Here is a 22453-nt window from a genome sequence, read left to right as displayed (position 1 = left end):
CGCCATAGGTGCCGTAGGGCCTAGGTCGCGCATGGGCCAGGGCAAGGCACCAGGCGCACCCCGCCGAGCAACCAATCAACGGTAGTTCGCTCGTTTGACGGCCTCAAGGAATAGGTAGTATCGGCCACAAGAGGACCTACGACCAACACATGCAGTTAACAGGAAAACTGAGTCGCGTCATTCGCAACGGATACGAACGCACTCTCGAAGTCGTTGTCGACGGCCGGGCCGTTTATTGGATAGGGACCATTGAACCTCAAGAGAACAATCGGGAAGCTGAGCGCTTCGTGGAAGGAAGCGAGCTCTCTTTTCAGATCAAGGTTCAGTTTGTCAACGAAGTCCGTCCGCAAGTTTCTTCAGCAAACCACTCGTTTGTGCAGTCGACGGCCTCGTCGCCCCGCTGCGAGATCGCAACCACCGTCCTTGATATCTCTGACGCCTACAGCTTCCATTGCCTAATCTCAGAAGGTGGGCCGGCAATTCTTGTGGAAATGGAAAGGAGTCACTCCTTAAAAGTAGGGGACGCCATCGAGTTCACCGGAGAACTCGCTGTACTCGAAATTGATGACTGACCGGCGCTTTTTGGAGGGGAGTCTATGGCGGCTTCGGTCCTCTTCGCGACGGCAGATGGACCGGCTACAGTCGGCCAAAACCGGTCGTTCATCGCGCCGCCCCAACATGCACTTTCGTACAAAGCCACATGCTAGAACGACCACTCCGTGACGCTATCTCAGCCAAGCTGTTGTCCGAGTTACAGCAGCTCGAGCAATCGGGTGACCTGGTCATTGCTCATCATGCGCCATCGATGCTTGCTGACCGACTGAGTGATGCCATTGTTCAGCAATGGGCGAGCGAGTTCTTCGAGGAGCCGCCGCCCGAAGTGGTCATCGAGATGAGCTTGCGTTCATCAGCGCGCCAGCTGACCGAGCACTTCGGAATGGACGAAGCAAGCGCGTGCTCTGTTGCGAGAGGGTTCATGGACCGGCTAGCATCGACGCGGACACTTCGAGAAGTGGCGGAGCTCGTGACCCATCAGGGAGCGCAAGAGATTGCAGATGGCGCCTATTTTTGCGTTCATCTTGATAAGGGTGAGTACTACAGTCCGGGCTACTTGGATTGGCGGAAAGCACGGTACTCTGGCCGCAAGTGACCGAATCGCAGGGAGGCCGGAGTCGGCCAATACCGGACCTTCCCGCCCGCCCGCCAATTCCCGTCAATGCCTTAGCATGACCATCGAAGCTGACCTCAACATCGCCGAAATTCCCTACGAGTCAGGAGCCGTCAAGTTCCGCTATGCGAGGGTGATGGCACCCGACAAGACCCGATGGATTCGGCACGGCCTCTTCGTTGCTTACCACGAGCATGGCACGGTGGCGTCCGAAGGGCAGTATGTCGATGGCAAGGAGGACGGGCTTTGGCGCGACTTGCATTCGAACGGGCAGCCTGCGGCCGAGGGCCGCTACCGCGCGGGCAAGGAAGTCGGAGTCTGGCGATTCTGGAAGCCCGACGGAACCGAAGAGCCGAGCACAGACTACGACGACTGACGGGCAGGAGCCGTCATTCGGTTGGACAAGCCAACAACGAAATCGAAAACATGGACCGCATAGAGCGCGCAATCACCAAAATTCTTCGACCCAAGCTCGCCGAGCATGGCTTCGAGCTCTCAAAAAAATGGGACTGCTTCGTTCGGAAGCAAAACAGCGGCGAAGACTCGTTCGTGGTCGTAAACCAGGGCACCGCAAAGGGGGCCGGGAAGTTCTACGAAATCAACTGCTTCGCCGACGTACGTCACGAACGGGTCGAACTCCCTTGGAACACGTTGGGGATGGTCTACGGCGAGGACCAGATGCATACGTGGACCTTGCAATACAAGCCCAGGGAGCGACATCTACCTCCCATGACTGTCTCGCTGACTTCGGTCGAAGCGGATGTCGAACACGTCGCTGGTCAGCTTGCGGACCTCCTTGACCATTCGGAGAAGGTTTTTTACCCGCGCTTCGCTGATCTCAAGGAGGTCGAGGAATGGGTAAACAAGAACCCTTTGGCCGATACAAACCCGACCGCCGGCGGCGCCATTGAGCATCTAGCGATGAGAGCCTTGATACTTGCAAAACTCGTGAACCCTCCACGGTACGCTGCGGTTCGGGAAGCATTTTTGGCTCTGGAAAAAGGCATGTTTCCGCGTGAAAGACGGATGGCGATGCTGCAAAGGGTAGACGAGATGAGTCTCTGAACGACCGCTATCGAGCACTCGGCAAAGCCCGCTTTGGGCCCATGGCAGACACCAAGCCTTCCCAAAAGCGGTCACTTAAACGGAGCGGCCGAAATGGGCCCCAAAGCGGTTTGACGGCAACACCAGCCCTGGCGATCCAGCCGAGGTGCGATTACTAGGCAGAGATTCGGGGCTGATCGTGGAACCATCGGTCAAGGGGCTGTGACGTTGGCATGTCACAGGACGCCTCGCCTACTCGCCGAACCAGAGCACGAGCCACGCGCCGACAAAGGCGAGTGCCACCAGCATGTCGAAAGTCTCGCGCGACCACAAAGAGACGCGCACGCCCAATGAGCGAATAGCAGACAACATTTTTCCCCTCCATCTTCTCCGCGAACGCCCCCTTGGTTGAGCTTGCCTTACCCTCCCCTGGGCAGTCAATACGAAGATGGTCTCACCTCCACGGCTGCATCACGCTCGCTGTTTTGGAGAAGGTTCTGAGCCAGGTCGTTCAGACGGCGAAATGCAGTAGGCGCAACGTCCGCGGTCAGGTGTGCGGCACTCGCAGGACATGGGCGCCACGGTCCTGCTCGACAGGGGGAGCATCAGACCCGTGCAGTAACCACGAAGGCCCGCGCACCGGTCCGTGCGCCCCCAAGACCTTCGCTCAGGTGCCCAAGATGGAGATCGAGCCGCTCGACTGCACTCACTGATCCTCCAGCACAAAGACCCCAACGTCCTTCGTTGAGGCTGGTCTCAAGGAGACGTCGATCTGTAGTCAGGAAGTATTCAGAATTTCACCCCAATATCGATCCTGAAAGTACTGCTTTTGCCCCCGGACTTCACCCCGACCCCATTCAAGGGGGCGGGAGTCCGAAAGCGATCTGGAGGGTGCGATGCACGCAACCAGCATGAGTTCTGTCGGGACCTCGGAAACGACATACCGTGTGTGGATGGACGATCCCGGGAACTTCTCTACCCAGAGGATCACGCCGATGCACCACAACTTTCACGAGCACCCCTTGTTTCAAGTGCCCGAACTTGTGAAGCTCGGGATTGAACTCTCGAAGACGGACCAATGCAGGTTCATGAGTCCGGACAGAACGGTCTCGTCCTCGCTCGCGCACGACAACCGGCATCCCGACGGGCGCAGCATCGAGGAATTCTTCCAACGCATGGAAGAGCCGGGTTCGTCGGTTGCCTTCTACAACATCGAGGTCATCCCCCGCTATCAAGCGCTCCTGATGCTGGTGGTGAACTCCATGCGCTCCCTCGTGGAGCGCGAGCAACCGAACATCTTCAGGGTGAATGGATTCGTCTTCTTCTCTGCCCCGCCTTCCGTCACGCCCTTTCACATCGATCGCGAGAACAACTTCTGGCTGCAGTTGCATGGGCACAAGCTCCTCAACGTATGGGATCACCGTGATCGCAGCATCGTGCCGGCCGATGCCGTGGAGGACTTCATCGTCACGCAGTCGCTCAAGAAAGTGCGCTTCGATGAATCCTTCCTGCCGCGCGGACAGGAGTTCGATGCACACCCGGGGGATGCCGTGTACTTCCCGAGCACCTCGCCCCACATGACGAGATCCTTGGTTGACCGAACCACCGCTGGCAATCGCCTGTCGATCTCGATCGGGGTGACCTTCTACACCGCAGTCACGCGCGAGGTGGCCCGCATTCATCAGGTGAACCGGCTGATGCGAAAGTGCGGCCTGTCACCCTCGTACCCGGGAGAGTCGCCGACCGCGGACGCAGTCAAATCGACCGTTGGCGGCGTGGTCGGCGCCGGGCGCGCGCGGCTCGGTGTCGCGCGCGCCCGATTCATCAGCCTGACCACGACCCGACGCTTGAAGCACATTCCGCCTCCGGGCTCCTACTGAAGAACGGGCCTGCAGGAGCGGGCCAAATACCATCCAGCGTCTTGCGACGGCGCTGCGAACGTCCGCTGTGCGGTGAATCAGAGCTCGGTGACGAAGGACTGGTTCTGGCCGCATTCGGCCTTTAGCCCCCAGGCTGCGGTGACGGCTCAAATTTCTCGCGCATCTCAAAATATGCCTTCTTGCAATGCTCGAAGTACGCCCGCTCATCGTCCGCCATACGCTCAGCCTCTCGCCCCGAAATCACCGGGTCAGTGTGATCAGTCTCGAGAATGCGAATCGTCACTACATCTCCGATCTGCAAATCGGCACGCAGCCAGTCCAAATGCTCGTCCGCCGCGCCGTTCGCGCGTGCCGTTAGTCCTCCCAGGCGCAGGTCAATGTCGACGCTCCCATCATCACGACGTGGTTCTGCCTCAGGCCCGAGCTTTCCCGTCAGAGACAGGATGGCAGAGAGCACACACAGGTCGGTCGCGCCGCCTGTGATGACAGGCTCCCGTCCGTTGATTGAGATTTTCAAGGCGTACATGGACAGATTCTCAAAGATTGGAGACGGGCGCTGACGGTCCGCTACTGGCCGGAAGGCGCTGATGCTAGCCGCCGTGAACACCGATGGCGCTTCGCAGCCTGCCAAGGTCCGGCGCATCGGACTCGACGAAGAAGAGGTCCTCGGTGACACCCGTGACATTGTCGGCAATGCCGATGACGAACTCGCGGGCGAATGTCGAGTGCAGCTTCGCCAAGTACCCGGCAACGCGCTCAACGTCTCCGAACCATCCTTCAGGCTCGTCGCCTGGGTCTGGCAGTGCCAAGTTGATGCCAAGGTCCCAGTCGGGCAAGTCGTCAGGGTGGCAGCCAGACACATCTGTCTTCTGATTCACCACAGTCGGCCTTGAAGTGACCCAGCCTGGCGCAACGGCAAGCTCGACAAGCCTTTCCTCGATGGGCGCGGCGATGTCTTCTAGGTCAGAGCCGTCTACGTACGCATACAGGGTGTGTCGTTGCATGGTCTTACTGGAAGGTGGGCTGGAAGGTCCGGTTGTGGCCGTCTGCAGCCGGGGGCCACAGGCTCTACGCGGCCCAATGCACATCAAGCGGACCCTAGCGCTTGATGCCCGCAGCCTTGAGCACCTCGATCTTCCTTGCGAATTCCACCGCCCGGGGCCGGAGAACGCTCGCCAATGCCAAGCGCGACTCTTTCTGTAGCTCCGAATTTCTCTCTTGGTACATCTGGAACACCGGGTTTTTGGCAAGAGCCAATATGCCATCCAACTCGTCTTCGGTGAAGACTCGGGCATACGCCGAAGCCTTGGCCGCTCTGTATTCTGGAGATTTGGCGACGTCCGAAAGAAATTCTTCGTATTGCGCACGGAACTGATAGTCGCCGTTCTGACGCACGAGGTCTTCGGCCACGAACTTAACGATCTGTCGTGCATCCATCGCCTGAAAAGCATCGACTATCGCTTCAGCTTTAGCAATCCGCGCTTCTTGACTGATGGCGGAGGTGCAGATCAACAGCACTGCAATAGAGATCGATACACGATGGAGCAAGATCATTTTTTCTTTCGGAAACGAGCGCCTACTTTTAGCGGATTTTGCCGGACGGGCTGAGTGACCGGTTCTGGCCGACTGTAGCCGGTCACGCCGCCGTCGTGAACGGGTCCAAAGCAGTAGTTCTCGGTCCTCTGAAGCCGCTCCGTTCTCTCTCTCGCCCCCAGCAACCGCAGCCTCACTACCTTCGGCCCAGGGTCCACCAAGGCTTCTTTGTCGAGGCTTTCTGCGCCGAAGAAAGGCCCAGCGAGATACTTGGACCGCTCCTCAGGCGCTCGCGATCAAGAAGTTCTCGACTAAAGTCAATCATTGCGTCACAGCGTTCTTCGAGCGCCGGAAAAACGGATCTCAACCTAAGTAGGTGGGCAATACGAATATTGCCGTCTATGAACGGATATGCCTCTTGGTTGAGCGCGATCCAAACCTTCCGCTCGTCTGAAGATTCGACGATCCAACGCTCCAGAGTCCGCCCAATACGCGCACCGTTGTCGTTTGTCCGCCAAGTCCAAAGATCTAGCAGCACTGCCACGTCTTCAGGGCAATATGTGGCGGGCAGGTCAGCCCAGAGCAGTTCCGCCAGATCCGAATCATCTCCATATTCATCGAGCAGCCGCATCACCGTGTCATCGCTGCCCTGATAGTTGGACAAGCGTAATGCAGCTACCTCATCTAGAGTTGCCTGGACCAAGGTGGTACGGGTGTTCATGAAACTATGGTGCGCCACAAGTAAATGTCTGGTTTTGGCCGACCTCGGTCCGCCAATCCGCTCGGTCAACGGTACTCGATGATGAGCTTCCAGGGCTGATTTTTTGAGGCGGCCGGCTGGTCGGCATGCGAGCGGAAGCACACCGAGAACTTGGTGTAGCCGTAGACATCTGAACCGTCTTTGGGGTCGAAATACAGGCCGACGAGGTAGTCGCATTCGTATCGCTGCGCCTCCAACCCAACCTCGAGTTCGACAACGTGCCAATCGCCGTCGTCCTTCATGAAGCTGTCGGCCATCTCGATGGCCTTCCGGCGTACTTCGACAAGCGCGTCCACTACGGCCTTGGCTTGCTGAACCGCAACCGGGTCAGGCCCCTCCTCAGTCCCCCGAACGTACAAGCTGATGCCATCAGAACTTTCCCCGTTCCATTCGGCTTTGCCGTCCGTCTTCGTGAGTGCGGTGTAGTCGAACAACTGCGTTTCCCTTCAATTGGAGGTCGAAGCCGACCGTCTGCTTGTGGCCTACTGTAGCCGGTCGCGCTGCTGTCGCTAAGGGCCCGAAGCGGCTGTACGCCGTGCTCTGATCCGGCCCCTCGGCGAACGCCGCTTTCGGGAGGGGCCGATGTCCGCTAAGGGCGTTGCAGCCGCCCAGGTCTTCGATAAGCAGCCGCGAAGCAAGCAGGCCCGGTCAGCGCATTTCAAGACTGCGTTCACCTTCATTGTTGTGAACTAATTCGCATACTTCCGAAACTTGCAGCTGGCTTCGCGTCATCGAATTGGCGGGACGTCCGTGATCGATAAGATAACAGGAGCTCTAGGCCAAAAAAAGTAAAAACAATTGGAGGAACGGATGAACAGTCGAATCGCATCAGCGATGGGATCGCTTGTATTCTGCGTGCTGCTGGGGGCATGCGGCGGTGGTGGTGGGGGGGGTGGTGGCGGCGGCGGATTGGGTGCGTTGCCAATTGTCGGTACTGGTCAGCCGTTGGTGACGAGTCCCGATGCCACTAGTACGACACCAACTGGGACGATCCCAATCAGTCCCAGCTTCACGACCGTCAATCTGTCAATCGAAGGTGTGGTTGACATCCTTGCCGATCCCAACAAGCCCGCAAACATCAACGGGACCTACTACGAGGGAGGGACGCTGAACGACGTAGCTCTCGTGGGAACGGCAGTTGGGGACTTCAGTGTGCTGACGGGCAAGACGCTCTATGTGATCGTTGAGGATCCGGCTGGATTGTTTGCCCCCAACCCGCGCGCCATACCTGTCACCAGTCCGAAGCCCGGCTTGCTCGTGCGGCTCCTGGGAGCTCAACTTAAGACGCCGGGTACCTTCAATGGAAATTTGCGGGTTTATGTCTGCCTTGATGCCCGCTGTTCCAGCCGACTGGGGAATGTGCCCTACAGCATCCCTTACAACGTTGTAGTGAAGCGTGGGATGAGATTGGAAATCGACAAGGCATTTGATGGGACGGCTGAAGCAGCAGGCCAACGGACTGTGAGCGTGAGAAGCAGATTCGGTGAACCACCACCCGTTGCGAACATCAAAGTGACGTTGCCCGAGGGTCGTCCGTTCTCTTCCCTCACTGTCGATACGGGAAATCCGCTGGGGTTCCACCCTGACGCGAAAGTTACGGACAATGGGGACGGTACGGCTTTGGTGAGCCTGAGTGTCGCGGAGTTTGTGAGGCGGCCTGGTCCACCGGGAAGCACAAGCCGCATGATCATCTCGTCAATTGTTCCGACTTCGAGCGATCCATCGACGAAACAAGTTTTGTCGGAGCGGGTGAATTTCCTCTATACCGTCGACGTTGATTCGAGTCTTCCTGAACCAGCGGTGTTCTTGCCTCAAAAGCTTGAGGTGTCGAACTCCGCTAGCACGGCAGAAATTCGTATGGCGTTTGTCAAGTACGGGGGAGCGATTGACTTGACTTTCGCAGAAAAAGTCGAGTGGCTATTGACCCCAGAACAGGAGGCTTCATTCCCTCAGGTAAGTTATCCGTTCATCGAGCCCAAGGGATACCTGTACTCGTATGCAGATACGCAACAACTAGCCTACCGGTCCTGCATCGACATCGGGACATACGAAGAGGGTGTGAAACGGTATTGCTTGCCGCAGGGTACCTACCAGTTCAGGGTTGGCTATCGATACAAGCGATCGGACGGCATCGAATTGACGGGGTACTACCCTGGAAGCCTCACCGTGACGCCTTGATCTCGTATTGCTAAGTCGTGATCGTTGTAACGAGGCCGAGGAGGCCGTGCCGAAGGCAGCCCGCTCGTCCAATCAGATCGCGACGCGGTTCGTACGGCTGATTGGCAAGCTGGACCATGCGGAATCCTTGGCCAGGGACTGGACGCCCGCGTGCCGACTGCGGCTGCGTTCGCGCTACAGCGCCGCCGTCGTGCGCGAGATCAAGCGGCGGCTGCCGACGCACTTGCACGTAGTTGCACCGGCGAGCCTGCTGGGCGAAGCGCTGCACTACCGCACGGTCAGTGGCGTCAATGAAACCGCCGTCGAACTGGACCTCCAAGCTATTTGCGTGAGCATTCTGACTCCTTAGGCCTTGGCCGCGTACTCAAAGCTCGAAACCGGGTGCCGCTGTCGAATGTCCGCAGTCGGCCAACTGTAGCCGGTCGCGCCACTGCAACGAACAGGCCCTCAGGCAACCTTTCGTCCGTTCCCAAGCGGTCCGGCGTCATCCGAGATTAGCCCGGGTGGCGCACCAAGAGCCAATCCCGCTGGGCGCACTTCGTTCTTTGCGAAGCGTGGCGACGAAGCCCGAAAGGCCGCTCACTTTCGTCAGCCAGCCTCCCCCAAACCCCCAGCTCCCGCTAACGGGGCATCTAAGAGGGCTAGCTTTTGGCGCACAGACGGGGCTGCCCCACGCCGCTGACGGGTGCTTGCGTAGCTTGCGGCAACAACGTCATCGTCGCCCGGCCTGCATCGACCTCTGTCGCTTGCGCGGCATGGCTGCGTACCAGACACGCGACATCGGCATACCGCTGCCGCATCGTTGGATGCCTCTTACTTGACGACGCTAGCCTCCAGCCGCGTCAAGCATCTGCGGTCCTACTGCGTATTCCTACGCGCCCGAAGATTCGGATCGACGCCAAGTCGCAATAAATTCACGGCTGCCATTGACCGCGCGTGAATAGAGCCACCGTGGGGTCAACTTTTCGTGCGCCATTTCCCAAATAGGTTTGTGCGCGTGCACAAGCTCGTTGCCGATGAAGATGTACTCGTCGCACGATTCGATGATTGATGCTTCGTCGACGCCAGACACGCTGCCTCCAGCATGCGGTCGAGCTGGATCAAAACGATGCGTAACCCAGCATGCAATGACGACATTGGGGCGGTACTTGGCGACTGCGGCGGTCGCATCCAGCTTCTCTACGTTTTCCCCGTAGGGGACTGTCGGCTGACCGATTTGCGCATAGTAGGCCTTGAGCTCTGGATCCTCTTGCTGACGGTTATCTGTGGCGGGGATGGACAGGGCCTTCGCGAGGAGGCCGTGCCCAGCGCCAATCTCGATGGCGACCCTGCCTTCGATGCGAGATCGCAGGAAATCACAGAGCTCATCAGTCGGGAAGCTGTAGACGCCTTGGCGCACGCCAAAAAGCAAGCGTTCCTGCGCGGTTGTTCCCTCGAGCGTGCGGGCGGAGACAATCCGGAGACACCCGCTGTCATCGACCAGGCGGTTCGAGATGTCCTGTACCTTTGTCAGGTCGATAGCAAAAGCGTCCATGCGCAGATTTTGAACTACGGCGGCGGAACGATCTTCCCAAGCAAGGATGCGCCTGGCCGTCTCACCAGCATGACTACGCTGGCCGCTTACGCCGCACGCAAGCGCATGCCAAGTGCTGTCGAGGGTGGCGCGTCACAAGACAACGGGTATCGTTTCACGGGACTCCTGCACAGACTTCACCCTGGCTTCACTTGCGCCACGCACACTGGCTCTCGACAGCGGTTCGGCGCTGGTAGAGGTAAGGAGAAGAAGAAAATTGCTCAGGGAAACGCCTCGATGCCGACCGCTGTCACTCTTCAATGGCCCCTTGGCCAAAGCAGGCGTGGATGAAAGCGGAATGATACGGAGGCACCGTGTTGAGTCTTGGATTGCGCGCGACATCGCGTGCGCAGTCGGGGTAAGAAAGATAAGCAGCAGCGGCAGAATCTACTCATGACCACAAACCAAGAATGGACCGACGAGGCATTGAGTGCGATGGCGATTGAGTGGCGCAGGAAGGCGCTCGCGGGAGAGCTTCACGCTCGCGGGATAGCCCACGAACTCGAAACTGAATTGAGAAGGCGTGCCGGCGCGCCTTTCACCAACTACGACACCCTCGATATGCGGCCGCTTGAGATGAGGGCCGCGCGATCTCGTTGGTGGCGATTCTGGCAGACACGCTGATGATCATTTACTTGCACCTTGCAACTCGAAGCCGAACGCCGCGGACCTAACCGATGGTAATCAAAGTCACGGAAATTCCCAGTTATCGGCTGTTGGGTTGATTGCCCGCGCTAAACCTGCTGACTGTGCTGCTACTCGTGTTGGCCCGCAAGGTCAGTGCTTTCGCATTCGTCCTCCTCTGGAACCCGCAACTTGCCCGTCAGGTCCGCAATCTAGAACGAAAATCTATGCCATTCGAGTCCACGAAAGATCAATCGATACAGCAAAGCGCCCTGCTATGTTCGCGACGAAACTCTCCGGGCCCCGGTGACCACCTAAGCGGCGGGCGGAGGGGGCACAGCGAAACCGTTGGCATTGGGTGCGCCCTCAGATTGGATCTTCTCATTTGCATAGCCCAAAAAATCTGCGCAATGGGCCACACCATGCCACAGTCGGCTATCCCACGCATTGATCCCCAGACGTTGCTGCGCCTCAGCGTAACGCCGCTGTAGCACCCTATCGAGTGAAGCACTAGGCACCCCCTGAGGAAAGTACTGCCTAAGCTCGCCGATCAAGCCGCTAACCATGCTTGAAGCCTCTGCCGCAAAGCGATTGATTAAACCGAGACCCTCCAGGTGCCGTTGCGCGACCCCACCCGCAGCATGCAGCGCGCCCATACCCGCGCAGTAATATTTGATCGCGAGCACACCGCCCGCGACCGTTACCTGGCAATGAAGAAGGGCTGTTTCTGCATCGACGGAAAAATAGGGGTGGCAATAGAGCAGACGCGCTTTGTGAAAATGCTTGGACTTGCGATGATTGCAGCCAAAGCAGATATACAGTAGGTTCGAGTGGTAGACCGCATACTCGGGAAATGACTCCTTCGGCAAGTAGTGATCCCATGTCCTAGGATCACTGAGCATGCAGTACGCGCATCGCTGAAGGTTGACTTCCGATTGGGCTTTGAGCGCGGACAGAATATTGTCCTTATGCTTCGAAAGCGGAATGGTTCCTACGCTGTAGCACGACTCGAGCGCGACGCTCTCCTCATCCTTCCAGATTTGCTTTGCAGGGGGTACCATCGCGTCTATGGCGTCGTCGTACCCGTCGCACAGCTCGAAAACCTGGTCCTGCAAATCGGTTAGGGTCGCTCTCGTTGCCTTGTGTTTCGACTTTATGATGGTCGGAAGATACTCCCGGACGTCCAGCTCGGCAGCCTTTTGATTGCGCATCGTCAAGCGTCCTTTGCAGCACGCAATGACTCGAGATACATGTCGGCGTTTAGGCTAAGTTGCCCGCCAAACCGCTGTCGCACGGCTTCCACGTCGCCACCATCGTCGTCAAACATTCGCTCGAGCACTGCTCGATAGTCCCTATCTGTATCGGGTGACGCGAACACGAATCGCGTTATCTCCGACACGCTCTCTCCGAAAGTCTGAAACGTCGGCTTAACGACCATCGGCGTCATGCGGTCGCGGCGGATCACGTGCACGCATTCCTTTGGCAACTGTTGAATCACAAGCGGAGAGTGCGTCGCGACAATCGAGAAGGAGTCCTGATGCTCAAGTACTTCGTTGAGCGCCTGCAGAAGCCCTGTAAGCAACTGCGGATGGAGGTGGAGCTCTGGCTCGTCAAAGAGGATCAACGTACGCGGTCCGATCCTCGAAATGATGTGAATGATGCAGTTGACTGCAAGCCGCTGCCCAGCGCTTAACCGCTGGTACATTTTTTCATTGTTCTCGGGCTCCTCGACAAACGAGTCGAGATCATCAACCCGTACTAAATTCTGCAGTACTCGTTTTAAAAGATCGCGCTTGTCCTGGGTCATGTCGCGGGCCAAAACGGCCCGAATCTCCTTTAGCAGGTCGTCCTTTGTTTTTAGTCGCCCCTGCGGGTGTTGCAACCCGCAGTAACTGTACTGAAACTCTTCCCCCTGCAGCTGCGTGGGCCGCTCGAACTCGTCGAATGCGCTAAACGAAACGGCAACAACCGAGTAGATGGATGGCACTGGCGAGATGGAGTCGTCCGACTGAAGAGCCGACCGCTTTTCCTTAATCGCTTGCTTCGAAAAGCGACTCAACAGGATGGCCAGACGAGCCATGACTTGAGTCTTGCCGACACCGTTTAGCCCAACGATCGAATGCATCCGCCGCGGAACCCCATCGAGGGATTCGAAGTCGAATGCAAACTCGTGTGATGCGCTGGCGCCCTCGAGCTTGACTGCCGCCGAAAAGCTGCTAATGAGAGTGGAGCCCCCGCCAAAGCGGGCGCCGGCCGTGTCCAGCAAAACGCGTGCCTCCGAGTCGCGTAGCAACGAGATCTTGAAGCACTCGTCGGATTGAAACCGCTGCCGCACGGCCGGTAGATACGAACAATCGCGCAGTGTGCTCAACAGGGTTTGCGCGAGGTCCATCTCCACTTGCATCAGTTTGTCGTAGTAATCAGAGCCGGACCCCAGGGAGCAGACGTCCCTCAGCAGCCGCGCTGGAATCCTGTCCCCGCTGGCCAGTTTCTGAAACGGCCTGTTGTCTACGCCCTCTGCTTGGTTCGACTTCATGATCTTCACGTCGCCAAGATTCTTGACATTGCCCACTCCGAAACCAGGCGCCAACCGCAGCTGTGCCTTAAACAGCGTGTAGTACAAGTAATCGTTCCAGTTGTCTCGCTCAAGCACGACGCACGGATAAGCCTTGTCCGGAAGAATGACCGACGCGCGCCGGTCGCGAATAAAAACGTCCATGAATAATGGGCCCTAGTTGCGCTAACTGACTTCGAGTATGGCAATTCGCGGTGGCAGTGAAGATCGGCACGTAGCTAAATTCTGCCGTAAGGGGACCGCGCGGGCCTGTCTGTTAGTACCCACTCTCCCCCGATGAAGCGGCGGAATTCAGCTGAAGAGAAGCCGGCAACTACGCAAGCTAGCTTTGGCGAGCCAGGGCGAGAGCCTCACTGATGGGGAGCTGCCGATCAACCCGTGATAACGATGGTGACGTCCCCCCCCCTTACCGTCGGTTAAGCACACGCGTAGCTAATGCGCTGCTCGCCGCAGTCATCCTGGCACGAGGGTTTGCTTGCACAACTATGACTATGATCGTCTCGTATCTCGGAGGTTGTCGCTCGGCCCCCCCCGTCGGCCATCCCGCCCAGAAGGAACGAGAGCTCATGAAGGTAAAACTGCAGTCCTGGGCCGTTGACGGCAACTCCCTCCGCACGCGCGCCCGCCGAGGCGGGCGTGTCGCATTGAAAGGCTTCGAATATCAAGCATCGCATGCTGTGCACTTTGTCGCCCAGCTTCTTCTTTGCGAAGAAGGCCTTGTCCAGGTTCGCTACGAGGGCGCCCAGGACGTAGACACGATGTACGGTGATGGACGACAAGTTTTCATTCAGTACAAGGACACGCCTGAGAGGGAATACGATTTTGAGGGTGTCCGGGAGATCCTTCATGGCTTTATGTGCGATGCAATCGACGCCTGCGGGCAGCCGGCTGATGTTAGTCGACTCAAAAACCTGCAGCTCAAGTTCCTTCTGGTTTCGAGCGGCGTCGTAACAGGCATCGAGATGCTTCGCTTGATCCGCGGGTCGTACATCACCAGTCTTGCTAAGGTGCTAGCCAAGAAATTTACGTACCTTGCCAATCCGGTCGCCAAGTACGTGGACAGGCTGGAATTCGCCAAGTACGTCGTCCGGAATACAAGCGTACGCCTGAGTCCTCAGTTGGCGGGCCAACAACACGAGCAGGAGATCCTCGCATTTGCAAAGTTGGTGATGTTCGGGGTCCCTCCGGCCCACATCCAAGCGTCCCTGGACAGCCTGAAGGGGCTACTGGCGCCACCGCGAAACTTGTTCGCAGGAGATGCGGCGCTGGCGCTCAAAGGACTCCCAGACTTCCATCCGGCCAGTGGCCGCTCGTCGCTCAGCCTTCTTCCCAGCGAGAACACTTTCCATGACGTCGCAGGCGTTGAGCGCGAGTTCCGGGATAGCGGACGCGTGTCCTGGGCGGCGATTCACTACGGTCTGGACACGCTGCGTGATCGCTACGAAGACATCCATAGTGCGCTGACCGTCATGGGTAGGCGCGCGGCGGTGGTCCTTGTGACTGGCAGCTCGGCTTGCGGCAAGTCCACGGTGGTCCGACGCGTCGCCTGGGACATCCATCGCTCCGGTAAGGCGCTCGTCTTCGAGGTCGTCGATCCCCAGAACATCAATCTAGAAGCGTGGAGTGAAGTCGTTCGCCTTGGAGAGATTGCTTGTAAGCCAACGATCGTCGTATGCGATGAACTGGATTCTGAGTCCGGGATTCTCGAGCAGGTCCGGCGCCAGCCCTACGCAAAAGTCACTGTATTGGCCAGCGCCAAGGACGAGCACGTTATTCCGAGTCCCTTTCCGGTCCACGTCTCCCCGCACAGGCTGAACGCGGTGTCGGAGTCAGAGTTCAACCGGCTCGTGGGCGAGACGGGGCAGCCCGTCAGAAGGGCGAATGCCGCCAAGTTTTCCACCTTCATGCGGGCCGGAGACATATTTGCCCTCTCTCTCGCGCTCCGCGGCTCTAGCCTGGACAAGATCGCCGACCGCACGCTAACGCGAGTCAATCAGTTGGTTCCCGAGCTACGCTCGGCGTTCCTGTGCCTGTGCGTCTGCGGGATTCGCGACCAAGGCGTTCCGAGACGGCTTCTGCTGCGCATGCATGCGAAATCCGAGCATTGGGAACGCGCCCAGGCCGAAGGACTAATATTCGGAGAAGTCGGCGACCGGTTTCGATCGGGACATGCGACGCTCGCAGCCGCGATCCTACGCCGGACAGGGGCCAACGCGGTCGATCTGAGGATGCAACTTCTGCAGCAAGTCGACATTGCCGAGGCGCGCGAGCGGCGCTTCGGATTGGGCCTTCTTAAAAATGGGCTCGGTGAGCAGACGACCGCATTAGCTTCCTTCTGGGCGCAGCTTTCCGCCTTCGCGGAGGCGCTCGCGAACGCGGGCGATTACCTAGATCTCGCGCGCGGGTTGGAGATTTTCGACGCCTTGATCGGGGCCGGGCTAAGTCAGTTAGGCGGCGCGCGTGCAAAGCTGCTCGCTGCGATGGGGCCCGACCGAGTGCGCACGGGTCACGACGCGGTACGTTTTATGAATCAAGCAGACGACTACGCAGTAGCGTTCCCGGTTGTGGCGCGTGTTTTCGCGCAGCCAGGCATTAGCTTTGGTCGAAACACTTTCATGCGATGGGTGATAGATAAGGGCCGAGGCTACGTAGCGCAGCAACGTGAGGCCGTGTCGATCAACCTGCGATGGGTGCGTACCGCCGGCTTCCCTCCATCCGAAACGACTAAGCTGGTCAATTGCATCGAGCACGGCAACCCGGACTTGCAGGCCGATGCGCAGGTCGAATTCGCAGACGTCCTGAAGGTAGTCCTGGAGGCGATACCACTGCCTCCTCCAAACGCAGCCAGCTGGGAACTCCTCTACGCGATCTGCGAAGCGATCGGCCATCGGATACGGGACGAGGCCCTAGTCAACAGCTTGTTGAACCGGTTGGAACAGAATTTCGATATGGTTAAGCTTGCCGCTCATCCAGAACTGCTGCGGCGCCTCGCTATTGCCGCTCGCCTGGCCTGCGGCGAAGCGGTAAGAGAGCGGGTGCTCCGACTCCTCGTATTCTCGTTGCCTGACGTAGCAGCCGCTCAGATGCTCAAGGTTTACCTAGCCCTTCTGCGACTTGTGCCAAAAGCAGATATGCCCGCGGTTCTAGCCTGGCAAGATCGCTTTAGGAAAGTCGACTCGGCGCAGGCCGCCGCGACGGCCGACAAGTTCGTAAAGGCCCTTCCGGCTCATCTGCAACCGGTCTCTTGATCCCCGGCACCAGGGAGGCGCAGCCAAGAAGACTTCGTCAAGTTAAGCGCGGGGAGACTCACAGCACCCAACTGCAACAGGATTGAAGCAAACGGCCGCGTGCACGATGGCGGCAATCGCAGAAGCCGATCGCCACACCATTGGGGATACCGCATCGCGCGGGCTTCCGCTGCTGGGCTGGTCACGGATGGCCACTTCTCTGTTCACGATAAGTACCACCATGCATTGGTGAATCAACGGCGCTACAGCCTCCGGGTCTCAACTCACGATAAGCAGGCGTTTACGAAGGCCAGCTTTCGCACATATGCGGGACAAACAGCATGCTGTTGATGAGCGTTGAATCAGTTGGCGAGGTCGGAACACGCGATTGCCGTCGGCTAGTCGCGCGCTGGTCCCTGGTTATCGACGGTCGGCTTAATCTTGTCGATCGCCTCTTCATGCGCCCACTAGCTCATCCCCAAGACTCGGGCAATGATGTTGAGAAGTACGATACGGTCCTGCGGCAACCCAAAGGCATTCGTGTTCGACATCACTTCTGACGACATCAGTCAACTGAACGACATCGATTTGCGAGAACTGGTCGGTCGCCTTTGCGAAGCTGAACTGACAGATCATCGACTGTCTCCTGCAGCGGTGACATGGGGAGGGAACCAGACGGCGGCTGACGGCGGTTTAGACGTGCGCGTGGCGCTGCCGCCAGGTCCGCCAGTCGAAGGTTTCATCCCCCGTCGCTCAACCGGCTTTCAAGTCAAGCTGCCGGACATGCCGAGGGCCGCGATCCTTGCCGAGATGCGCCCCAAAGGCACGGTGCGTCCTGTGATCCAGGAACTCGCGGGTGAGGCCGGCGCCTATATTGTCGTGAGCTCCAAAGGATCGACGGCAGACAGCGCCCTTCGCAGTCGCCGGGGTGCCATGCGCGACGCCCTTGAAGGACTAGCCGACGCTAGTCAACTCCACACCGACTTCTACGACCGCACGCGCCTCGCGACCTGGGTGCGACGCTACCCAGGGCTCGTCACTTGGGTGAAGGCAAGAGTGGGCAGGGCTCTTGTTGGTTGGCGCCCGTATGGTCCGTGGAGTGGTGCAGCCGAGGGGGTCGATGCCGAGTACCTGCTCGATGACAAACTGCGCCTGCATCTCGGCAAGCACCGCGACGCCCCCGCACAATCGGTGGTTCGCGTTCTCGACGAGCTCCGGGATGAGCTGGCCCAACCGGGCAAAATCGTTCGCTTGGTCGGCCTTTCGGGAGTTGGCAAGACCCGCCTCGTCCAGGCTCTGTTCGACGCTCGGATCGGGTCCCGGGCGCTGCCACCATCCCTAGCCGTTTACGCGAACTTATCGGACAACCCCGACCCTCAGCCGACGGGCCTAGCCTCGGACCTGATCGCAAATCGCACGCGTGCGATCTTGATCATCGACAACTGCCCTCCGGACCTGCACCGCAGGCTCGCGGAACTCTGTAGCGCGCAAACCAGCACTGTCAGTGTCCTCACCGTCGAGTACGACGTGCGTGACGACCAACCCGAGGGAACTCAGGTCGTCACTCTCGAATCGTCATCATCCGAACTGATCGAGATGCTGATCCGGCGTCGATACTCACATCTTTCCCCAGTAGACGCGCGCACGATTGCGGAGGCATCCGGCGGCAACGCCCGAATCGCCGTCGCCCTCGCCGAAACCGTAGAACGTTCAGACACGGTGGCTGGCCTTTCCAACGACGAGCTTTTCCAGCGGCTTTTCCGGCAGCGGCACGGCCCAGACAACGCCCTGCTCAGGGCGGCCCAGGTGTGCGCCCTCGTGTACTCATTTCAAGGCGAAGCAATCGAAGGGGACCAAGCTGAGCTCACGCACCTGGCGACACTTGCAGGCCAAGCTGCTACAGAGACCTATCGTCATGTGGGCGAACTTCTACGACGCGATCTGGTGCAACCACGTGGCGTCTGGCGTGCTGTGCTGCCGCATGCCATTGCCAACCGGCTCGCTGCCCGAGCGCTCGAGGACACGCCTTACGAGCTCATCAATCAGCAGCTGGTCGCGGGCGGAACGGATCGCTTAGCGCGGTCCTTTTCTCGCCGCCTTTCGTTTCTTCACGATCACTCCGTGGCGGCCTCCATCTCAGAGCGTTGGCTCTCACCGGGTGGTCTTCTTGGAGACATAGCGGCTCTTAACGATCTCGGCCGCGCGATGTTTGAGAACATCGCGCCTGTGACCCCGGAAGCAGCACTGACGGCCCTCGAGCGTGTGAACAACGATCGGCCTGACGTGGCCACCGCCGTGTGGCGCCTGCACCTTCCCTTGTTGCGCTCTCTCGCTTACGACCCAAACTTGTTTGAACGGAGCGCCCACGTTCTGGCACGAACCTCGACGCAGGGCACAAAAAACGAGGATACCCAAACGGCGTCAAACGCCTTCCTCTCCTTGTTCACGATTTACCTTTCCGGAACACACGCCAGCATCGAGCAGCGCCTCAACGTTATCGAGCAGCTTCTCAGCTCCGGTGAGCCCAAGGCACGGGCGCTGGGATTGGCCGCCCTTGGCAAAGTGCTGATGTCGGGGCACTTTAGTTCTTCTCATCAATTCTCTTTCGGGGCTAGGTCACGGGACTACGGCTATCGGCCCAGTAGCGACGATGAGATCGGCAGATGGTATGGCTCCGCCGTCGCCTTCATCGAGCGTTTATCGATGGCGAGGAGCGAGTTGATACCGGATCTGCGTGACCTGCTGGCGAAGAACTTCCGCAGGCTATGGACCTTGGTCAACAAGCAAAACGAATTCGAGGAGTTGTTCCTCAGTGTTGGCGCCGACCGGAAACTGAGCCAGTTTTGTACGTAGTGCCGAAGTAAAAGTGAGCCAGGTGTTCAACCTACCCTGCTGTTTATTTAAGCGGCGGGGTTCGAGGAGTGATCACCATGGACATGATTGGCAAGATCCGACGGCTGCACGCGAGGGACAAGCTGTCGGAGCGAGAGATTGCGCGCAGGACGGGGCTGTCTCGCAACACGGTGTCGAAGTGGCTGCGCGCACCAGTGAAGGAGGCGCCGAAGTACCGGCGCGAGCCGCGCCCGAACAAGCTCAGCCCGTTTGAGGAAGCACTCAAGCAGGCATTGACAGCCGATGCCAGGCGGCCCAAGCACGAACGACGCACGGCACGCGCGTTGCACGCCGAGATCAAGGCTGCGGGCTACAACGGCGGCTACTCAGCCATCACTGACTTCGTGCGGACGTGGCGCCAGGGTGAGGGGCAGACAGTCAACGTCACGGCGTTCGTACCGCTGAACTTCGAGCTGGGCGAAGCCTTCCAGTTCGATTGGAGCGAAGAAGGCCTGGTTGTCGGCGGCATCTATTACCGCATGCAGGTGTCGCACCTGAAGCTGTGTGCGAGCCGTGCGTTCTGGCTGGTGGCGTACCCGAGCCAAGGCCACGAGATGCTGTTCGACGCCCATACGAGATCGTTCGCAGCGCTGGGCGGTGTGGCGCGCCGCGGGATCTACGACAACATGCGCACCGCAGTGGACAAGGTTCACAAGGGCAAGGGCCGCACCGTCAATGCCCGCTTCGCCGTGATGTGCGCGCACTACCTGTACGACCCCGACTTCTGCAACGTGGCCTCGGGCTGGGAGAAGGGGCGTGTGGAGAAGAACGTGCAGGACAGCCGTCGGCGCATCTGGATCGAGGCGGCCCGGCGTCGCTTCGGCTCCTTCGTCGAACTCAATGCCTGGCTGGCGGAGCGCTGCCGGGCGCTGTGGAACGAGGTCCGGCATCCCGAGCACAGCCAGTTCAGCGTGGCCGAGATGCTCGAGCACGAGCGTCCCCACCTGATGCCCATGCCTGAGCCCTTCGATGGCTACGTAGAGAAGCCAGCGCGGGTGTCGAGCACCTGCCTGGTGTCGGTGGCACGCAATCGCTACTCGGTGCCATGCGAGCTGGCCGGGCAGATGGTCAGCACGCGGCTGTACCCGGGCAACGTCGTGGTGGTCGCAGAAGACGCGGCGGTGGCGCGCCACGAGCGCCTGAGCGCCTCTGGGGGCACTCGCTACGACTGGCAGCACTACATTCCGCTCATCCAGCGCAAGCCTGGTGCATTGAGGAACGGTGCGCCCTTCGCAGACATGCCCGAAGCGCTGCAGCAACTGCGCCGCGGCTTGCTGCGCCAGGCCGGTGGAGATCGCGTGATGGCCCAGGTGTTGGCCATCGTGCCGACGGCGGGGCTGGACGCGGTGATCGTGGCGGTCGAGTTGGCGCTGGAGAGCGGTCCGCCGTCAGGACGGGTCAGCGTGGAGCACGTCGTCAATGTGCTCGGCCGGCTCACCGCGCCGGCAACACCGCAGAGTGCCGAGACAGCGCTGCAGATCGTCACGCCGCCGCTGGCCAACACGGCACGCTACGACAGCCTGCGTGGACAGGAGGTGGACCATGCGTGATGTGACCGTCGAACTCAAGGCACTGCGCCTGCACGGCATGGCCAGTGCCTGGTGCGATCTGGCGGAGCAAGGAACTGCGTCCGGCCTGGATGCCTCGCGCTGGCTGGTCGAACATCTGCTGCAGGCTGAGACCACGGACCGGTCGATGCGTTCAGTGCAGCACCAGATGAGCTCGGCGCGCTTCCCCGTGCACCGGGATCTGGCGGGCTTCGACTTCGACGCGTCGGTGGTCGACCAGAAGCTGGTTCACCTGCTCGCAATGCTGGAGTTCACCGAGGCCGCGCACAACGTTGTCTTGGTCGGTGGTCCGGGCACAGGCAAGACCCATCTGGCAACGGCTCTGGGCGTGTCGGGCATCACGCGCCACGGCAAGCGCGTGCGGTTCTACTCGACGGTCGATCTGGTCAATGCACTGGAGCAGGAGAAGGCCCAAGGCAAGGCCGGTCGTATCGCGCTGAGCCTGCTGCGAATGGATCTGGTGATCCTGGACGAGCTGGGCTACCTGCCGTTCAGTCAGGCCGGCGGCGCGCTGTTGTTCCACCTGCTGTCCAAGCTGTACGAGCACACCAGCGTGGTGATCACAACCAACCTGGACTTCGCCGAATGGTCGACGGTGTTCGGCGACGCCAAGATGACGACCGCGTTGCTCGACCGCCTCACGCACCACTGTCACATCGTGGAGACGGGCAACGAGAGCCATCGATTCCTGCACAGCAGCGCCACGGCGAAGAAGCGCATCAAGGCCAGGGAGCAGACCCGCAAGACAGGCGCCAAGGCCGATCCAACAGACGCCGCTGATTGACCGCCGCCGCGCGTGGCAAGGCGCTACGGGCTACGCCCTTCGCGCCTTATGAGTTCGATCACAGAAGCGAAAGGAGGTCACAGAACAAGGCAAGACATACACTTATCCACAGCCGACCATTGCTGCGTCGGCTTCCACCCCTGGCTCACGATTCAAGCGGCGCGGTGGCTCAGTTCTACTTCGGCGCGGACAGCTTGACACTCGAATGGCACGCGTGGCGATGCTGGGCGCCCCAAAAGCTGTAAGCCTGCGATCTCGAAGAGCGGAGTGCGCTTACATGAATCTGCACAAATTGCCGATGAATGCCAAGACTACAGATCCGCGACCGTTGCAAGTTGAGCGACCGATACCCCCAGGGCCTTCGCCACGGAGATCACGGTCATGACGCCCGGATTCTGGGCGCCGCGCTCGATGCTGCTCATGTAAGAACGATCGACGTGACACCTATGAGCAAGCTCTTCCTGAGAGACCCCCTGAGCTTTCCGCATTGAGCTGATAGCCCCTCCAAGCGCAACAAGCGCTGGATCTCGCGCATGTTTTGGAGAAGGTGTAGGCATGGACAAAATGGTCCTGCCATGAGTACGATTACACCACGGACGATCTTCCACATAAAAGGTTCTCGATGCTTCAAGTTGACGGACGTTTTG

At 59.3% G+C, this 22453-nt stretch carries 21 protein-coding genes and 1 pseudogene; 12 read left to right on the top strand and 10 right to left on the bottom strand.

The annotated features are described in order from the left end of the window. Window positions 1-149: 149 nt before the first annotated feature. From ACAM52_RS01440 to ACAM52_RS01425, 4 genes are all read left to right on the top strand, one after another. Complete coding sequence (locus tag ACAM52_RS01440; RefSeq protein WP_369645891.1) at window positions 150-572, top strand: hypothetical protein; 423 nt, start codon at window positions 150-152, stop codon at window positions 570-572. Window positions 573-742: 170 nt separating this feature from the next. Beyond that, the gene (locus tag ACAM52_RS01435) at window positions 743-1150 is read left to right on the top strand and encodes a hypothetical protein (RefSeq protein ID WP_369645890.1); all 408 of its coding nucleotides are present in this window, start codon (window positions 743-745) and stop codon (window positions 1148-1150) included. 76 nt (window positions 1151-1226) lie between these two features. After that, on the top strand, window positions 1227-1544 hold the full coding sequence (locus ACAM52_RS01430) for a toxin-antitoxin system YwqK family antitoxin (protein WP_369645889.1): 318 nt from the start codon (window positions 1227-1229) through the stop codon (window positions 1542-1544). A 50-nt stretch (window positions 1545-1594) separates the two neighbouring features. Then, a complete protein-coding gene (locus tag ACAM52_RS01425) occupies window positions 1595-2233 on the top strand; it encodes a hypothetical protein (RefSeq protein WP_369645888.1) in 639 nt (212 codons plus the stop codon). Window positions 2234-2779: 546 nt separating this feature from the next. Here the strand turns inward: ACAM52_RS01425 and ACAM52_RS01420 are convergent. Next, window positions 2780-2922: pseudogene (locus tag ACAM52_RS01420) on the bottom strand (IS701 family transposase); the annotation flags it as partial. A 285-nt stretch (window positions 2923-3207) separates the two neighbouring features. Here ACAM52_RS01420 and ACAM52_RS01415 point away from each other — a divergent pair. After that, window positions 3208-4092, top strand: a complete 885-nt coding sequence (locus tag ACAM52_RS01415) for a cupin domain-containing protein (RefSeq protein WP_255221068.1) — start codon at window positions 3208-3210, stop codon at window positions 4090-4092. A gap of 121 nt (window positions 4093-4213) precedes the next feature. On the opposite strand, the gene ACAM52_RS01410 is transcribed toward ACAM52_RS01415, so the two are convergent. From ACAM52_RS01410 to ACAM52_RS01390, 5 genes are all read right to left on the bottom strand, one after another. After that, window positions 4214-4618, bottom strand: a complete 405-nt coding sequence (locus ACAM52_RS01410; RefSeq protein ID WP_369645887.1) for a hypothetical protein — start codon at window positions 4616-4618, stop codon at window positions 4214-4216. Window positions 4619-4682: 64 nt separating this feature from the next. Then, complete coding sequence (locus ACAM52_RS01405; protein WP_369645886.1) at window positions 4683-5096, bottom strand: hypothetical protein; 414 nt, start codon at window positions 5094-5096, stop codon at window positions 4683-4685. Window positions 5097-5190: 94 nt separating this feature from the next. Next, window positions 5191-5646 carry a hypothetical protein gene (locus ACAM52_RS01400; RefSeq protein WP_369645885.1) on the bottom strand — a complete coding sequence of 152 codons (456 nt, stop codon included), beginning with the start codon at window positions 5644-5646 and terminating at the stop codon, window positions 5191-5193. Between the two features lie 175 nt (window positions 5647-5821). Further along, window positions 5822-6346 carry a hypothetical protein gene (locus ACAM52_RS01395; protein ID WP_369645884.1) on the bottom strand — a complete coding sequence of 175 codons (525 nt, stop codon included), beginning with the start codon at window positions 6344-6346 and terminating at the stop codon, window positions 5822-5824. 65 nt (window positions 6347-6411) lie between these two features. Continuing rightward, window positions 6412-6819: a hypothetical protein gene (locus ACAM52_RS01390; protein WP_369645883.1), complete on the bottom strand. Its 408-nt coding sequence runs from the start codon at window positions 6817-6819 to the stop codon at window positions 6412-6414. Between the two features lie 376 nt (window positions 6820-7195). Here ACAM52_RS01390 and ACAM52_RS01385 point away from each other — a divergent pair, with 376 nt between their 5' ends. Beyond that, the gene (locus tag ACAM52_RS01385; RefSeq protein ID WP_369645882.1) at window positions 7196-8563 is read left to right on the top strand and encodes a hypothetical protein; all 1368 of its coding nucleotides are present in this window, start codon (window positions 7196-7198) and stop codon (window positions 8561-8563) included. Window positions 8564-8609: 46 nt separating this feature from the next. Further along, window positions 8610-8912, top strand: a complete 303-nt coding sequence (locus ACAM52_RS01380) for a transposase (protein ID WP_369645881.1) — start codon at window positions 8610-8612, stop codon at window positions 8910-8912. A gap of 522 nt (window positions 8913-9434) precedes the next feature. Here the strand turns inward: ACAM52_RS01380 and ACAM52_RS01375 are convergent. Then, window positions 9435-10097 carry a hypothetical protein gene (locus ACAM52_RS01375; protein WP_369645880.1) on the bottom strand — a complete coding sequence of 221 codons (663 nt, stop codon included), beginning with the start codon at window positions 10095-10097 and terminating at the stop codon, window positions 9435-9437. A 432-nt stretch (window positions 10098-10529) separates the two neighbouring features. Between ACAM52_RS01375 and ACAM52_RS01370 the strand changes: the two genes are divergently transcribed. Then, entirely contained in the window at window positions 10530-10760 is a 231-nt protein-coding gene (locus ACAM52_RS01370; RefSeq protein ID WP_369645879.1) for a hypothetical protein, read from the top strand. A gap of 314 nt (window positions 10761-11074) precedes the next feature. Here ACAM52_RS01370 and ACAM52_RS01365 read toward each other — a convergent pair whose 3' ends face one another. Both ACAM52_RS01365 and ACAM52_RS01360 read right to left on the bottom strand, forming a co-directional pair. Further along, on the bottom strand, window positions 11075-11971 hold the full coding sequence (locus ACAM52_RS01365; RefSeq protein WP_369645878.1) for a hypothetical protein: 897 nt from the start codon (window positions 11969-11971) through the stop codon (window positions 11075-11077). Between the two features lie 2 nt (window positions 11972-11973). Continuing rightward, window positions 11974-13479 (bottom strand): AAA family ATPase, encoded by a 1506-nt coding sequence (locus ACAM52_RS01360; RefSeq protein ID WP_369645877.1) that lies wholly within the window; start codon window positions 13477-13479, stop codon window positions 11974-11976. Between the two features lie 422 nt (window positions 13480-13901). Here ACAM52_RS01360 and ACAM52_RS01355 point away from each other — a divergent pair, with 422 nt between their 5' ends. The 4 genes from ACAM52_RS01355 (at window position 13902) to istB (ending at window position 21806) form a co-directional block, all read left to right on the top strand. Continuing rightward, on the top strand, window positions 13902-16583 hold the full coding sequence (locus ACAM52_RS01355) for a hypothetical protein (RefSeq protein ID WP_369645876.1): 2682 nt from the start codon (window positions 13902-13904) through the stop codon (window positions 16581-16583). Between the two features lie 519 nt (window positions 16584-17102). Next, entirely contained in the window at window positions 17103-19415 is a 2313-nt protein-coding gene (locus ACAM52_RS01350) for a hypothetical protein (RefSeq protein ID WP_369645875.1), read from the top strand. Window positions 19416-19492: 77 nt separating this feature from the next. Further along, window positions 19493-21004, top strand: a complete 1512-nt coding sequence (istA, locus tag ACAM52_RS01345; protein WP_119558755.1) for an IS21 family transposase — start codon at window positions 19493-19495, stop codon at window positions 21002-21004. Beyond that, window positions 20997-21806 (top strand): IS21-like element helper ATPase IstB, encoded by an 810-nt coding sequence (gene istB, locus ACAM52_RS01340; protein WP_119558754.1) that lies wholly within the window; start codon window positions 20997-20999, stop codon window positions 21804-21806. The genes istA and istB overlap by 8 nt, the downstream gene beginning before the upstream one ends. 311 nt (window positions 21807-22117) lie before the next feature. Here the strand turns inward: istB and ACAM52_RS01335 are convergent, their stop codons facing one another. Beyond that, the gene (locus ACAM52_RS01335; RefSeq protein ID WP_369647686.1) at window positions 22118-22294 is read right to left on the bottom strand and encodes a helix-turn-helix domain-containing protein; all 177 of its coding nucleotides are present in this window, start codon (window positions 22292-22294) and stop codon (window positions 22118-22120) included. Window positions 22295-22453 lie beyond the last annotated feature (159 nt).

This window comes from Variovorax sp. V118 (assembly GCF_041154445.1).
GTDB lineage: Bacteria > Pseudomonadota > Gammaproteobacteria > Burkholderiales > Burkholderiaceae_C > Variovorax > Variovorax boronicumulans.
Note: the sequence above shows the minus strand (reverse complement) of the source record. Positions and strands in the feature narration are given on the sequence as shown.

Bases quoted from the DNA above. Each gene is read 5' to 3' on its own strand.
- ACAM52_RS01360 (WP_369645877.1), bottom strand. From the start codon at position 13,479: ATGGACGTTTTTATTCGCGACCGGCGCGCGTCGGTCATTCTTCCGGAC.
- ACAM52_RS01395 (WP_369645884.1), bottom strand. From the start codon at position 6,346: ATGAACACCCGTACCACCTTGGTCCAGGCAACTCTAGATGAGGTAGCT.
- ACAM52_RS01400 (WP_369645885.1), bottom strand. From the start codon at position 5,646: ATGATCTTGCTCCATCGTGTATCGATCTCTATTGCAGTGCTGTTGATC.
- ACAM52_RS01405 (WP_369645886.1), bottom strand. From the start codon at position 5,096: ATGCAACGACACACCCTGTATGCGTACGTAGACGGCTCTGACCTAGAA.
- ACAM52_RS01385 (WP_369645882.1), top strand. From the start codon at position 7,196: ATGAACAGTCGAATCGCATCAGCGATGGGATCGCTTGTATTCTGCGTG.
- ACAM52_RS01410 (WP_369645887.1), bottom strand. From the start codon at position 4,618: ATGTACGCCTTGAAAATCTCAATCAACGGACGGGAGCCTGTCATCACA.
- ACAM52_RS01365 (WP_369645878.1), bottom strand. From the start codon at position 11,971: ATGCGCAATCAAAAGGCTGCCGAGCTGGACGTCCGGGAGTATCTTCCG.
- ACAM52_RS01430 (WP_369645889.1), top strand. From the start codon at position 1,227: ATGACCATCGAAGCTGACCTCAACATCGCCGAAATTCCCTACGAGTCA.
- ACAM52_RS01375 (WP_369645880.1), bottom strand. From the start codon at position 10,097: ATGGACGCTTTTGCTATCGACCTGACAAAGGTACAGGACATCTCGAAC.
- istA (WP_119558755.1), top strand. From the start codon at position 19,493: ATGGACATGATTGGCAAGATCCGACGGCTGCACGCGAGGGACAAGCTG.
- ACAM52_RS01415 (WP_255221068.1), top strand. From the start codon at position 3,208: ATGCACCACAACTTTCACGAGCACCCCTTGTTTCAAGTGCCCGAACTT.
- ACAM52_RS01335 (WP_369647686.1), bottom strand. From the start codon at position 22,294: ATGCGGAAAGCTCAGGGGGTCTCTCAGGAAGAGCTTGCTCATAGGTGT.
- ACAM52_RS01440 (WP_369645891.1), top strand. From the start codon at position 150: ATGCAGTTAACAGGAAAACTGAGTCGCGTCATTCGCAACGGATACGAA.
- ACAM52_RS01425 (WP_369645888.1), top strand. From the start codon at position 1,595: ATGGACCGCATAGAGCGCGCAATCACCAAAATTCTTCGACCCAAGCTC.
- ACAM52_RS01355 (WP_369645876.1), top strand. From the start codon at position 13,902: ATGAAGGTAAAACTGCAGTCCTGGGCCGTTGACGGCAACTCCCTCCGC.
- istB (WP_119558754.1), top strand. From the start codon at position 20,997: ATGCGTGATGTGACCGTCGAACTCAAGGCACTGCGCCTGCACGGCATG.
- ACAM52_RS01370 (WP_369645879.1), top strand. From the start codon at position 10,530: ATGACCACAAACCAAGAATGGACCGACGAGGCATTGAGTGCGATGGCG.